Origin of the sequence: Jeotgalibaca sp. MA1X17-3 (assembly GCF_021513155.1) — a bacterium.
Lineage (GTDB): Bacteria > Bacillota > Bacilli > Lactobacillales > Aerococcaceae > Jeotgalibaca.
Map to the genome: position 1 here is coordinate 32,837 of NZ_CP090983.1, position 14,064 is coordinate 46,900.

The window sequence follows — 14,064 nt, forward strand, 5'->3', positions numbered from 1 at the left end:
ATTTCATTATTTTTATTAATGAGTAGCTTTTGGTATTTGTAAGGTTTCTAAGTGTTTTCCAATGTGGCTAGCTAAAGAGCCTTTATACTCTTCTTCAAACTCATCCATATTTTCAAAAAATTCTGGCTTAAACAAACGATTTCCTTCTTCATCAGTAGCTGTTAACAGCACACCGTACGTAACATGCCATACTTGACGTGCATTACGATCGTTCATATATTCTGGTAAATCTTCATCCGAGACTTCATCCAAAGGCTTGATTGCATCTAGGTCTGGAGTAATATGATAATACGCTTGTGCTTCTGGGAAATGTTCAAATGCATAACGATGCATTCTACGGAATAAATCTGTATTATGTTTTGCTAAGACACGAACGGCTTCTAACCAGTTTGTTCCCGCTGTTTTTAAATGGAATAATCCATTCGTATGCTTGGCAATAATTGGGAATGCGGAGAACTTATCACTTCCAGAATGGATACTTAGTTTATAATCGAAGTGTCTCGCAATCAAAGCATGCTTTTTCAAGTCTGCTTCAAAATCAACTAAGTCACCCATATAGTCGACCCCTTTTTGGAATTCTCCAATAAAGCGAGGTGCTAGACTATTTACCTTTACTCCTTCACTAATCAGCTCTTCTGCCACAAAGAAATGAGATTCTGGTTTCGTTACTGTCTCTGTTTCATCAATGGAGATTTCAAAATCAATCTCATGATCAGCTTTTTGAATATATTCTTTATAGATATGCTCCATATAATTCAAAGCATCTAAATATAGCAAGACATTGTAAACTAATTCTTCTTTATCAAAAGCAATATCCATTCCTTCTACATCAAAGGTTTTATCTAAATATTTTGACTCATAATGATCTCGTACGTCAGATGATAGTTTATTATATTCTGTTTCTTGCTCTTCAACAGTCATAGATGGAACTTCGTTGCGGATGTAATCGGAACAATCTAGTGTGAGCATAGACATTCCTGAATCTAGTGCCAACTTTATATCTTCTTCTAGTTTTAAATGGTCACCATCTGCGCCAAATCCACCTGTATATCCTTCTTGTAAGGTTGCATAAGCAGCAGAATCTAAAACATCATTAATATCACGTTCCGTTAGACTTAATTCACGGATACTTTGTTGTGCAAGAACTGGTTTCACTTTATATTGACGCATAATTTCAATATGTCCTGGTGAAGCTAATCCTAAGCGATCTCCTACACCCATTGTCGTAACTTTATTACCAAATGCACGAGGCTTTGTATATTCAAAAAATTTATTTAATACTAAACGATTTGCATGATTAGCTGGTACTATTTTTGTTTGCTCTGATATTTCTTTCCCTTCTAATTCATCAAATAATGGACCGTTCCCTTTTACAAATAAGAACTTTTCGCCCTCTTTTTTAAACATCAACAACTCCGTTTGACCTTCTTCTGCAAAAGACTTAGGGTAAACTTTATATGTTTTCCCTTCTTCTGTTTGGAAAAATTCGTCTTTTTTCAAATTGCTCATTTTATCTGCTTCGTTTATCATTTTATCTTCTCCTTTTTTTAAATAATCTTTTCCTTCATAACAAAAATACTCAAAATCAGCATGGCTACCTTTATATTGATTCATATCATGACAAGCAATTCCAATAAAATTACCGGTGAATCCACCCGATAAGAATGTAATATCTTTTTCTTCATGAACTAGTTTCCATTGTTCTTGATTTGAAAAGCGATAATAAAATTCAGATTTTTCATGATTTACATTCACTGCAAGCTGGATCGGTAGTCCTTTTTCAACTGGAATATCTATCTTGACATCTGTCAATGAGTGCGTTCCATTCTTACAATTCATAACTCGCAACACACGACTATTTTCTTCAAAAGTAATATAAACGTATATATAATTTTCTGGGTTTAAGAATAATAGTAAACCTGCCATCTGTAAGAAATTGGTCGGTGTGAATTCAATAGCTGTTTCTGCTCGGAAATGAAAGTCAGTTTGACGAATTCAATGAGGTGATGACGAAACAGACTATGTGGGGATTCACCACCATAGAGTCTCAAATATCCTTTTCTATCTTTTAAGGAGCACCACTGTTCATCCACCATCATCCGCAAACTATTCCAATTTGATTTTAGTGTTGCAGAATTAAAATCGTCATGGAAATCTGTTTGTTTGTTTTTTATTTCTCCTATAAACCCTTTCGGAACAGGAACTTCCATTGCAGGAACAGTCCCTTTGTGATCTAATCGCAACCATCCTTGTTCATCCCAGTAGACTTTTTGTAAAGCCGTTTCTCTGCCTAAGATAGCAAATTGATCTTTCAAAGGACGAGTTGCTAAATGAACGATATACCATTCTCCTTCAGGAGTTTCCAACAAGCTGGCATGTCCAGCACATTGTAGCCCTGCTTCTGGATTTTGACTAGAAGTCATCATTGGATAATGAGGATCTACTTCATAAGGTCCAAGCACGTTTTTGGAGCGTGCCATTGTTACGGAATGACCAGAACCTGTTCCCCCTTCTGCCAACATTAGATAATAGAAACCATCCTTTTGGTATAGATGAGGAGCTTCTGTTTTACCTAAATCCGTGCAATCAAAAATTTTCTTTGGTTCTCCAATCAAACGTTTTTCAGTTGGTGAATATTCTTGAATCACAATCCCTGAAGATTTGTTAGGCGTATCCATTCGATAATCCCATAATGCATTTGATATCCATTTTCTGCCATCTTTATCATGAAAAAGAGAAGGGTCAAAGCCACTACTGTTTAAATAAATCGGTTCAGACCAAGGCCCTTTTATACTAGAAGAGGAAATCAAATAATTGTGACAATCTTTAAATGGTCGCTGAGAACTTTTCACATCGGTATACAGAAGATGAAATTCTCCATCGGAATAACTTAATTGTGGAGCCCAAATACTGCAGTTAATAGGATTACCTTGTAGGTGAACTTGGTTAGTTAAAATATCAGTACAGTAGTCCCAATTCACTAAGTCCGTTGACTCATAAACACGTACTCCCGGGAGCCATTCAAAAGAAGATACAGCGATATAATAAGTATCTTCTACTCTCAATATGCACGGGTCAGGATTAAAACCAGGTAAGATAGGATTTTTTATTTTCTTTTGCATTCATCTATCCCTCATTTCTACTCGCATTTTTGAAAAATTGATTTTCAAAGATAGCAAACCATTCTTTTGAATCTGCTTCTTGTATAAACTGTTTACTCCAAGAAGCGCGTTCACTACCTTCACTATAACCGTTTTCATTTCTAAAATATTCGCGATAATCAACTGTTTGTCTATTCTTTTCATTGGACCAGTCGTTCCATCCTTCTGGATGAATATGTTGACCATACTCACAATCTACAAAGTAGGTTTTTGCATATGGTCGCCAAGGTCTACCTAAGTAAACTTGCTCTACACCTTCCTCGGCTGTCAACCAACAATGTTGGAAGATAAAGCCAATTTTACTTTCTTTTGGTGTACTTGCTGCCGTAATATAACCACCACTTCGGATTTTTTCTTTTCGACTGCGAATCTCACAACGTTGAAAAATTGCTGTAGCTCCTCCAAAAATAAAATCAATTGAACCAGCAATTACACAATCTACATAATATTGACGATATTTATTTTTAAGGTTTTTATGTTCCGGTGAAAAGAAATCGGTCCCATCTTTTTGTTTAGGAGGAAGAGGTCCCGTAAAGAGTGTATCTTGATACCCTAGGAATCGGCATTTTTTGAATACGCTCTCATCACAATCCGCATAAACAGCAAGAGCTTGCCCTGCTATTTCTCCACACCCAGCTGTATTCTCAACAGTAAGATTCTCTATCATATTTTGAATCCCACCTACAAAAAGCGTAGCCGTCCGAAATGTTCCCAATTCTAAACCATTTTCATCTTTTTCTCTTGCACCTAGAGCATTTGTCAATACAACATTGCCCATTCCTTTTAGAGTCAAATTCGAACGTTTGATAACGACTCGTTCCTCATATACTCCTTCCAAAATAGTAATGGTACATGGAACTTGCTTTTCTTGTTTCTCCGAAAAATCAACTGCTTCTTTTATTGTAGAAAAATCACAATAGGGAAAATTACCGACTAGTAGTTTCTCTTGTTTAATATTATTCATAAGTGCTCTGCTAGGAAATTAGTCCAATGCCAGCGCATTTCTGAGTTTTCCAAATGTCCACAACCACTAATAACTGTTTTCCAGTTTTCTGGAACGCCAGCTTCATCATACACCTTTTTTAATTTCTCATCCAACAACTGGACACCTTCCAAAGGACAATTTCCATCGTGATCTCCAACCAAGGTTAAACGTTTTCTTGGAGAAATTCGTTTTTGAACATCAAACGTACTAAAATATTTTAAAAAACCCGGAACATAAGAATAAAATCCATGTTTATCTAAACGTCCATTCTTCATAAGTGTCTCAGCATCTACTTGTCCACCTATATCAACAATTACTTTTATCCGTTGATCCAATGCTGCTAGCCACCAAGATTGCATCGCACCCATTGACATACCAATCGTAGCAACTCGTTTAGGATCGACATCTTCTCGTTCCAATAAAATATCTAAAAAGCGCATATTATCAAAGAGCATCATTCCCCAAACAACTTGTCCTTTCCACAACATTCCTTTAACAAGTTCACTTTCTTTACGACCAGAGCGTTCCCCAAAACTCCACATATCAATACAGGCAGCCACATATCCCATATCTGTTAATGTTTTTGCATAAGAGGGAGACTGAAGATAATGAGAAGGATCAATCATTTCTGTCTTTCCACGATCGTACATTCCACCATGAGAATGATTCACCAACACAAGTGGAAAAGGACCTTTTCCTTTTAACGGCTTAGCAAAATATGCTGGAACACGCTCTTCACCATTTAAGTCTAATGACCACGTTTCAAGTAAATATCCATCATGAACTACTTCTGAAAGTTTTATTGCATCCAGGGATGGATTTAGGGGTAAATCTCCCAGAAGCGACCATAGTTGATCCTTCACCATATTTCCGTCTCCTCTTCCCATATTTATTTTATTAAGCGAAGTTAATTTCTTTTTCTTCTACTAATAATTCAGTTTTCTTTGTACCTTTTGATACACATTTCTCTGTGACTACATTTCGACAGTTTTCTAAATAAATCATTGGACCTTCATGATTTTCTACAGAAACATGATTCAAGAGAATATTTTCGCCATTTCCGATATAGAAACCACGATTGTTCATATGCTCTAATCCAGTCATCATCGCAACTTCTCCTGGTTCAGCTCCCTCAGCCATATGAATATCGATATTGTTAAAGGTAATATCACTTATATAATTTTCAGCCAAACCATAAATGAAACCAGCAGCTCCCTGTACATTTCGAGCTGTAATATTATTAAAATGAATTCTGCGGAATCCTGGAGTTTCTTTTGTAACTGGGTACGGATTCTTATCCCAAACGTATTTTTCTTTTCCACGTGGTCCACAGAAATAGTAGAGATTAAGGATGAATGGACAAATCACTTCATCCATCACAATATTATCAATACGTATATCTTCAACTACTCCGCCTCTTCCACGACGAGTTTTCAGTCTAATACCTCGATCTGTTTGCTTGAATACGCAATTGGAAATAGTCACGTTGCGAATGTCTCCACTCATTTCACTTCCAATAACTACTCCACCATGTCCATGAATCATGGTACAATTAGTAATCGTGATGTTTTCGCAAGGAACTAATTCTCTAGCATCTTCTGTTCCAGCTTTTATCGCGATACAATCATCACCAACGTCAAGGTTACAATTTGAAATTCGAACATTTGAACACGATTCAGGATTGATTCCGTCTGTGTTTGGAGAATCTGCTGGATTTAAAATAGACACATTGTCTACAGTGATGTCATAACTGAGAATCGGATTAATCGTCCAGCTTGGAGAGTTACGTAGTTGAACATCTTTGATAGTAATCCGTTTAGAATTTTGGAAGCTAATTAATTTTGGACGTGGATATTTCAAATCTTCACGGTGATTGCGGAATAAATCCCACCAATCTTGACCATTTCCATCTAGCACTCCGCCTCCACTCACAATAATATTCTCAGCATCTTCCGCATACAAACAGGATTGATAAACATCTTGTGTCCATCCTTCCCAGCGGGAGAATACAACGGGATAAGATTCTTGTTCGGTTATAAAGGATAAAGTAGCTCCCGGGCTCACATGAAGTTCCATGTTACTTTCTAATCGTAGAGAACTAACACGAAAAATTCCTGATGGAACATAGACCGTTCCGCCACCTGCTTGTTTCACTGCTGCAATCGCTTCATTAAATTGATCCGTTACAATGGTCTTTCCATCACCAACAGCACCATAATCAACCACATTGAATATAGCCATAAATAAACATTCTCCTTATTGTTTTATTAATCAGTTGCCTGACTCATTAATGTTGTTACCCCTTTCATAGTAGGCAAATAAAAGGGTTCCGTATATAATCCTTTGTTGATAGCATACTCTTTAAGATGCCTAATTAGGCTTATTCTACATATGCAAAGATAATGATTACTTCTAAGCTAATGATTATAAAAAGAATAAAAAACACCTATATAACTACATAAATAAAATTCACATAAAGCAAACATTAAAACGCTATCATTGCTGCTCTTTCAATTTTTATGTATCATCGTTATAATAATAAAGAAAAGTGTTAACCACTGAACTAATTTATTCGAAGGAGGTCTGAAAAAATTGAAAAAAAGACACGGTAGTTCTTTTACAAATATTTTTGTAACATTTTCACTTGTGAGTATTTTTTTAATTATTTCTTTCATCTCTTATATTTTTCTTTCTACAAAAGATTCTGTCATGGAAAACATTACAAATAGTAAAATCACTTCAACAAACCAAATAAAAAATACTTTTGAAAGAGAAATCCAAACGATTGAAAAATCGTTTAATGCATATAGTACAACTCCTTCTTTTTTAGAAATGGTAAAAAAACCCTTACAAACCAGAGATTTCAAACAATATAGAGAAATTAATTCACAGTTAAATTATTTTTCGATTTTCAGTCTACCAGGAACAAACTACTCCATGACCAGTCTAGATGGACAATGGCGAATACGTGAAGGCTCACTCCAACAATTGACCGAAGAAGAAGTAGAGCAGTTTAAAGACTACTACGTGGAGGAAAGGACAGAAAACCTTTATTGGGTAAAAGGTGAAGATAGTATTGTATCTGTTAGCTTACTACCTATTTTCTCAACCCATAAATCAGCAATAGGAATGGCTGAAATACCAAATCAAAGTATTTATTCTTTACTAGAAGTAAGTAGTGCCACTACTCCTTTTTATATCATTAATAGAAATGATGAAATAATTTATTCAGCGAATATCAGCAATGAAGTCCCTCATATGAACGAAGAGTTTATATCAGAACTTAAAATACAAGCAGAAAAAAAAATACAGGGATCATAAAAAATATAGATAATCAAAATAAAGAATCTAATTTTATTTTTACAAAATCTGACTATAATCAATGGATTTATGTCACTTTTTTAGACCATCAGGAGATTGACTCTGCTTTATCTATATCTAAATATGGACTTTCTTTACTAGCTATTATTTTAATTTTTACCTCTGTAGGAGGTTCTTACTTCTTAGCATCTCGATTTACAAAGCCAATTGAAAAACTAAAAAACAGTTTAAATTATAATCCTTCCAAAGATAAAAAAGAAAATGACTGGGAATTTATTTCTGAAAGTATCAACACCATTGTTACAGAGAAAAAATCCTTAGAAAATCTTTATGAACGCGATGAACCAGAATTGAAAAAACAATTTATGCTCAATCTGTACCGTAATCGTATTATTAAATCAGAATTAGAAAATAAAATGAAGTTATACCAATATCCTTTAGAGAATAAACAAACCTATGCTCTTATGCTTATTCAGCTTGATGACTATGGTGATCGAGAAATAAAAAATAAAGATATCTTTCTTTTTGGAATAAATGAAATGGTAAAGGAGTTAATTCCAACTGAATTACGACTTACCCCCATTGTTCTAAACGATGAAATACAAGTAACGATGCTTATTTTTAAAGAAGATACTTTTGAACAAAGTAAAAAGGTAGCTTCAGAATATGCTCGTACCATTATTAAAACGTTAAAAGATTATATGAAAATATCTGTAAGTATTTCTTTTTCTCCCTTTTATGATCAATTATTAGAATCTAAAGAAAATCTAGATAAAGGAAAAGAAGCCTTAACCTATCACCTTATTTTAGGAAAGCAGGCTGTTATTTTTTATCATGAAGTAGAAGAACTTTTGGCAGTACCAGAAATTTCACAATATCCAGAAGAATTAGAAAATAATCTATTCCAATCTATACGCCTGGGCGAGGTAGATAAAGCTAATGACATTGCACCAATATTCTTAGAAAAAATTTTTATGTCTAGCAATAATCCCATTAACGTTCAAGTAGCACTCTTACGTTTTGTTTTGAACTTGATTCAATTATCACAGTCCATGAAATCAGAATTCTTAACGGAAGAACAAGGTGTAGAGTTATACGGAATTATATTGAACACACATAATCCTAGTGAATTGGAATTTACACTTATTAAAGATTTGATTCTTCCCTTAGTTGAAGAGATGAGCGAGAAAACTTCTCAACAGTTTAAAGGTTTATCAGAACAAATCATCGAGATTATTGAAAGTGAATATATGGAAGATATTTCCTTAGAATTAATTGGAGATCGTTTACACTATAATCCCAACTATTTAAGCAATATCTTTAAAAAAGAAGCTGGAATAACCTTTAGTGATTATCTGACTGGTTTTCGATTTGATATCGCAAAGAAATGGTTGAGAGAAACAGATGTAACTATCAAAGTCATTTCCCAAAAACTCCAATATCGCAATCCACAAAACTTTATTCGTTCCTTTAAAAAGAAGGAAAACATGACTCCTGGAGAATATCGAAAAATGCATACTCCTCTTTAATTTTAAAATAGGACAAAGAGACTCTATAAACGAGACTCTTTGTCCTATTTTTATTAGAAAAGGAACTATTCCATTTGCTGTCCGGGTTGTCTCCACATACATAAACCTGCAACAACAAAGAAAATGAATGCAAGAGGAAAGGCAATTAGTTGACTCCCAATAAGAACTACCAACCCAGCTAATCCATAAAAAATTGCGGCTCTCTTCGGATATTTATTTCTAGTTACAAATAAAGTTCCTAGTGCTACCATAATTATAGTTAAAAAAACAGTCACACTAAACCAAGCACCCAATGTCTTCATACTCTCCAGACCTTCAGCCGTTTCTATATTAGGAATAACATCTTTAAATATAGGAACAATCGTATCTTGAAAATCAGCCATATTTATTTGATTAATGGTTACTGCAAAGCCTCCTAGGAAAATAACTACTAAAAGTGCACCCGTAATTCCTATTCCTTTTTCCCATTTGCGATTCATTGTATTCCCTCTTTTCAAAATCGTCTTCTGTAGCTACATCCTAATACTATAGAGTTTATTTAACTTTTTTTATTTGTTCTACTTGTAAAGCGGCCTGTAAAAACGAACCATACCCTTTAAAATCATTTGTACAAATCGGCTCACTTATGTAGTATACAAAAGTTCCATCTCGATTATCATCTCCGCCTAATCCTGCTACTTCGCAGTTACGAACAAGATTTACCCAATCTTCTTTTGTGTAAAAAACAAATTCTTCTAGGACTCCTTCATAACTTTCCAATACGAAAGTTTTCCATGACTCATCCAAGACTCCTAGTCGATAAGCTTTTGCAGCTGCATAAACAATCATACTCGAAGCGGACGCCTCTAGATAATTTCCTCGTTCAGTTCCTTTATCAAGGACTTGATACCAAACTTTTGATTCGGAATCTTGTACTTTTTTCAAAGCTTCCATACAGTGACGTAGTTGTTCAACTAATTCTGTTCGATATTCATGTTTATCAGACAGTAAGCCAATTACATCAGCTAATGCCATCACATACCAGCCCATTGATCTGCCCCAGAAGTTCTTAGAAAGTCCTGTTTCTGGATCACACCAATCTTGTTCTTTCTTCTCATCCCAAGCATGGTATAAAAGACCTGTTTCTTCATCTGAGGTTTGTTTGAAACAGATTTTAAATTGTTGGATAACATCTTCCAATCCTTCTCCATCTTTGAATGTTAGTAAATATTCTGCATAAAATGGTGACCCCATATATAATCCATCTAACCACATTTGATTGGGATAAATATTTTTGTGCCAGAAGCCTCCTTCAGAGGTTCTTGGCATATTTTCTATTTGATTATATAGTTGATCTAACGCTTTTTTATATTTTACTTCTCCTGATTTTTTGAATAAAAGAAATAATAATTTTCCGTTATTCACGTAATCAATATTCATGGCTTCAAAATGATAATTCTTAATCGAACCATCTTCTCCAATATAGAAATCTAGATGTTTTTTGATATAGTCGTAGTAACGTTCATCACCGGTTTGAATATATGCTTCTTTGACTCCCATTAGCACCACACCAAAGTCATAAGACCATTTACCATGATATTTCTTCAAATCAGGCATCAAAGGATATCTATCTAATAAAGTTGTCAGTACTTTTTCTGAAATAGTATTTGTCATAATAGCCTCCATCCACGTTATAATTCCTATCATATAACATTTTTCTTATTCCATATATAATCATTTTCGTTGAAAAGAAAGCGGAATCAATTTCCATTTGGATATAAAAAATCCCTTCCCAAGATTTCAGGAAAGGGATTTTTTTTAAACAAAATTCATTATTTGTTTTCTTTATAGCTTGCTGAATACTCATCAATAATATTTTGTCCGCCATTTTGCAGGAATTTTTCAACTGCTGCATCAAAACCGTCCATTTCAATTTCACCCATCATGTATTTGTAATACGCATCTTCAACTCCTTCAACAAGTGTACTCCAATCGGATGTATACGTTTCAGAATTTAAAGACTGCGCTGGGTTGATTACTGCAAACTCAGCATTTTCTGCAATTTTCTCATTGGAAAGGTTCGTCAATTCAGAAGCTGCTTTAAACGTTGTTACTAATTCAGAAGGACGAGAACCAGCAAATGGTTGTACTTCTTGTTGCCATAAAGTGTCATCTAGCTTATTATAAACGCCGTCATCAGAAATTTCATAGTGAACTCCTTCAACACCTTGAGTCATTAACGTGAATGGCTCTTCATCAATCAAATCATTGATAAATTGTAAAACAACTTTTAAATCTTCTTCTGTTTCAACGTTGGTTTTAGGTATTGCTAACCAACCACCCATACCACCATTTGTATCAGATAATACACGACGAGGAACATCTTTATAAGTCATATCATTAATGATTTCCCAATCCATAATGTCCTCTTGGTCTGTTCCAGCTGTTGCACTTAGATAGTTGTTAGCATCGTATGCACCACTGACTACAATTCCACCTTTACCAGTTGCAATATAATCTTTTTGATCATTTTTCGCCATAACTGCAAAGTCAGAGTTCATCCAATCATTTTTATAAATATCTCGATACCATTCCATTGCTTCCTTATATTCTGGTTGCATGAAGGATGGAATCACTTCTTCATCTTCGGTTACGTGGAAATAATTATCAGCTCCGAAGAATCCAGTCATCGTACGGAAACCAAGTACAACAGATTCAGCTCGATCAACAAATCCTACCGTATCATCTTGACCGTTTCCGTCTGGATCATCTTCCGTAAAGGCGCGAGCTACTTCTTTAAGTTCATCCATTGTATGAGGAACATCTAATCCTAGATTTTCTAACCAATCTTTACGCACTAAAGTAGCGTAACGAGCAATTGGTTTTTGGAAAGGAACACCATAGATATGACCATCAATACGAGAAGCATCTAGAGTAGCTTCAGAAATATTCGATAGGTTTTCAAATTCTGATAAGTACGGTTCTACATCCCAGAACATTCCAGAAGAAAGTGACTGTCGAACCGTTGTATTAGAAATTTGTGTAAGTGAAACAATATCAGCTAATGTATTAGATGCAAGTGCTGCATTAATACGTTCTTCTTTAGATGCATCTGGCACCCAGTTAAACTCAATGTCTACTCCTGTATACTCTTCTAGCTTACTTTCTACTTCCCCACTTGGAGGTGTTGGAGTATGTAGCATTGCCATCCAAGATACTGAGTCTTTTGTGCTTGTATTTTCTACAACGCTGGATGATGTATCCGAAGTGTTGTTATTTCCTTTTGAAACTGAGTCTGCTGTATCTCCTGCCCCGTCTCCACCACATGCAGCCAGTAAAATACTTGCAGTCAATACACTAGTAAACATACCAAATCTTTTGCTTCTTTTCATTTTGACTCTCCTTTTAATAATATATTTTTTGTTTCTTTATCCTCTGTGGATTCTTCAAATTCCATAACAATTCTTTTCCCTACAAATGAGATACAGAACCCTATGAATCCGATTCCAAAAAGGAATAAAAGACTAATGAAGTTGACAGATAGTAGGTAATACAAACTTATTACTACTGTCCATAAAATAATCGTATAGTGGAGATATCCGAGCCCCATCATAAAAGAGGCTCTAACCATCTCACGAATGGTTTGGAATTTCAATGCAGCCATGACATTATAAATATGAGTCATGCCTACTACCGTTAAAGCAAGCATCATTACATTTCCTACTTGCAAATACCATTCTATTACATTGAAAATATTAATCGTTAAGACAAAAATGATTCCCAATCCAATCCAACTAATCAGAACGGATTGCTTCCATCGTTCTTTATAAAACTTCCAAAAAGTTTTCGCTACCGGTAATGACTCTTCACATCTTAACCAACGATCATAATATTTCATCATCGCATAGGTAGCGGGTCCCACCCCGAAAATACCTAATCCGAGAAGGGAGAAGCCTATCCATAATACATTCAAATAGGCTACTTTCCAAATACCAATCATGAAATCGTTGATTTTAACAATTCTATCTAATGAAAGCATGATGAACCTCCTACTTCAAAAACCTTAGTAAACGCCATCTTCTCCAATTTTCTTCGCTAACTTATTCGCCATTACAACTAGAACAAGACCAATCAGACCTTTAAATAGCCCAACTGCAGTAGAATAACTTAACTGACCGTTTTTGATACCAGCAGTATAGACAAAGGTATCAAAAATTTGTGCAACTTCTTTATTCATAGAGTTCATCAATAGGAACATATGCTCGAAACCTAATTCTAAAACATCTCCTATTTTCAAAATCAATAAAGTAATGATGGTTGGTCGGATAGCTGGCAAAGTAATATGCCAAATTTTACGGAAGCGATTTGCACCATCCATATCAGCTGCTTCAAAAAGTTGTTCATCCACGTTCGTTATAGCAGCTAAGTAAACAATCGTTCCCCATCCGGCGCCTTTCCATATTTGTTGGAAAATATAAATAGGTCGTAACCAGTTTGGATCTGTAAGGAATGAAATTCGTTGACCACCATTAGCCATAATGATATTATTCACTACTCCATTTTCAGTAGTAAGCAATACATAGAATATAGAAACTACGATTACCCAAGACATGAAGTGAGGCAAGTAAATAATTGTCTGAATACTCTTCTTCAATTTTGCACTTCGTAACTCATTTAAGAACAGTGCTATTATTATCGGAAACGGAAAAGATAGGACGATGTTCAATCCGAAAATCACTAACGTATTCTTCATAAGAAGAACGAATGTATCTTCTGTGAATAATCGAATAAAGTGTTTCAAACCTACAAATGGACTACCTAATATTCCATTCCATGGTTGGTAATCTTGAAATGCAATTACCAAACCTCCCATAGGAAGATACTTGAATATAAGGAAGTAGATAACACCTGGTAATAACATCACATATAAATACTTATTTGTTTGGATCTGTGCCCATTTCTTTTTACGAGCACGTACTTTTATTTCTTTTGCAGTCCGCTGAATCGGAACAGAGTTCTCTGTAATATTCACGGAATTCGCTACATTATTTACCATTTTTCCCAATGCGGATTCCTCCTAATTTCTATT

11 protein-coding genes and 1 pseudogene are annotated in these 14,064 nt (G+C 34.9%); 2 read left to right on the forward strand and 10 right to left on the reverse strand.

The genetic code is table 11. From position 1 onward, the window contains the following. Positions 1–15 precede the first annotated feature (15 nt). The 5 genes and pseudogenes from LZ578_RS00145 to LZ578_RS00165 form a co-directional block, all read right to left on the reverse strand. Positions 16–1,530, reverse strand: coding sequence for a tagaturonate epimerase family protein (locus LZ578_RS00145; protein ID WP_311198627.1), 1,515 nt, complete (start codon positions 1,528–1,530; stop codon positions 16–18). An 18-nt stretch (positions 1,531–1,548) separates the two neighbouring features. Continuing rightward, a pseudogene (locus tag LZ578_RS00150) lies at positions 1,549–3,122 on the reverse strand (glycoside hydrolase family 43 protein); the annotation flags it as partial. A 4-nt stretch (positions 3,123–3,126) separates the two neighbouring features. Continuing rightward, entirely contained in the window at positions 3,127–4,125 is a 999-nt protein-coding gene (locus LZ578_RS00155; RefSeq protein WP_235145404.1) for a pectinesterase family protein, read from the reverse strand. Continuing rightward, positions 4,122–5,012: a dienelactone hydrolase family protein gene (locus tag LZ578_RS00160; protein WP_235145405.1), complete on the reverse strand. Its 891-nt coding sequence runs from the start codon at positions 5,010–5,012 to the stop codon at positions 4,122–4,124. The genes LZ578_RS00155 and LZ578_RS00160 overlap by 4 nt, the downstream gene beginning before the upstream one ends. A 31-nt stretch (positions 5,013–5,043) precedes the next feature. Further along, positions 5,044–6,381: a glycoside hydrolase family 28 protein gene (locus LZ578_RS00165; protein ID WP_235146468.1), complete on the reverse strand. Its 1,338-nt coding sequence runs from the start codon at positions 6,379–6,381 to the stop codon at positions 5,044–5,046. A 357-nt stretch (positions 6,382–6,738) separates the two neighbouring features. Between LZ578_RS00165 and LZ578_RS00170 the strand changes: the two genes are divergently transcribed. Together LZ578_RS00170 and LZ578_RS00175 are read left to right on the forward strand one after the other, a co-directional pair. Further along, positions 6,739–7,467 carry a cache domain-containing protein gene (locus tag LZ578_RS00170; RefSeq protein ID WP_235145406.1) on the forward strand — a complete coding sequence of 243 codons (729 nt, stop codon included), beginning with the start codon at positions 6,739–6,741 and terminating at the stop codon, positions 7,465–7,467. A gap of 350 nt (positions 7,468–7,817) precedes the next feature. Further along, entirely contained in the window at positions 7,818–8,996 is a 1,179-nt protein-coding gene (locus tag LZ578_RS00175) for a helix-turn-helix transcriptional regulator (RefSeq protein ID WP_235145407.1), read from the forward strand. A gap of 65 nt (positions 8,997–9,061) precedes the next feature. Here LZ578_RS00175 and LZ578_RS00180 read toward each other — a convergent pair whose 3' ends face one another. The 5 genes from LZ578_RS00180 to LZ578_RS00200 all read right to left on the reverse strand — a co-directional run bounded on the left by LZ578_RS00180 (position 9,062) and on the right by LZ578_RS00200 (position 14,007). Further along, entirely contained in the window at positions 9,062–9,475 is a 414-nt protein-coding gene (locus LZ578_RS00180) for a hypothetical protein (RefSeq protein WP_235145408.1), read from the reverse strand. Between the two features lie 55 nt (positions 9,476–9,530). After that, complete coding sequence (locus LZ578_RS00185; protein WP_235145409.1) at positions 9,531–10,649, reverse strand: glycoside hydrolase family 105 protein; 1,119 nt, start codon at positions 10,647–10,649, stop codon at positions 9,531–9,533. Positions 10,650–10,807: 158 nt separating this feature from the next. Beyond that, positions 10,808–12,367, reverse strand: a complete 1,560-nt coding sequence (locus LZ578_RS00190) for an extracellular solute-binding protein (RefSeq protein WP_235145410.1) — start codon at positions 12,365–12,367, stop codon at positions 10,808–10,810. Next, entirely contained in the window at positions 12,364–13,014 is a 651-nt protein-coding gene (locus LZ578_RS00195; RefSeq protein ID WP_235145411.1) for a YesL family protein, read from the reverse strand. The genes LZ578_RS00190 and LZ578_RS00195 overlap by 4 nt, the downstream gene beginning before the upstream one ends. A 24-nt stretch (positions 13,015–13,038) precedes the next feature. Then, positions 13,039–14,007: an ABC transporter permease gene (locus LZ578_RS00200; RefSeq protein ID WP_396326771.1), complete on the reverse strand. Its 969-nt coding sequence runs from the start codon at positions 14,005–14,007 to the stop codon at positions 13,039–13,041. Positions 14,008–14,064: the final 57 nt, after the last annotated feature.

Excerpts from the sequence above, each read along its gene's own strand:
- LZ578_RS00145 (WP_311198627.1), bottom strand. The coding sequence starts at position 1,530 with ATGATAAACGAAGCAGATAAAATGAGCAATTTGAAAAAAGACGAATTT.
- LZ578_RS00155 (WP_235145404.1), bottom strand. The coding sequence starts at position 4,125 with ATGAATAATATTAAACAAGAGAAACTACTAGTCGGTAATTTTCCCTAT.
- LZ578_RS00160 (WP_235145405.1), bottom strand. The coding sequence starts at position 5,012 with ATGGTGAAGGATCAACTATGGTCGCTTCTGGGAGATTTACCCCTAAAT.
- LZ578_RS00180 (WP_235145408.1), bottom strand. The coding sequence starts at position 9,475 with ATGAATCGCAAATGGGAAAAAGGAATAGGAATTACGGGTGCACTTTTA.
- LZ578_RS00185 (WP_235145409.1), bottom strand. The coding sequence starts at position 10,649 with ATGACAAATACTATTTCAGAAAAAGTACTGACAACTTTATTAGATAGA.
- LZ578_RS00190 (WP_235145410.1), bottom strand. The coding sequence starts at position 12,367 with ATGAAAAGAAGCAAAAGATTTGGTATGTTTACTAGTGTATTGACTGCA.
- LZ578_RS00195 (WP_235145411.1), bottom strand. The coding sequence starts at position 13,014 with ATGCTTTCATTAGATAGAATTGTTAAAATCAACGATTTCATGATTGGT.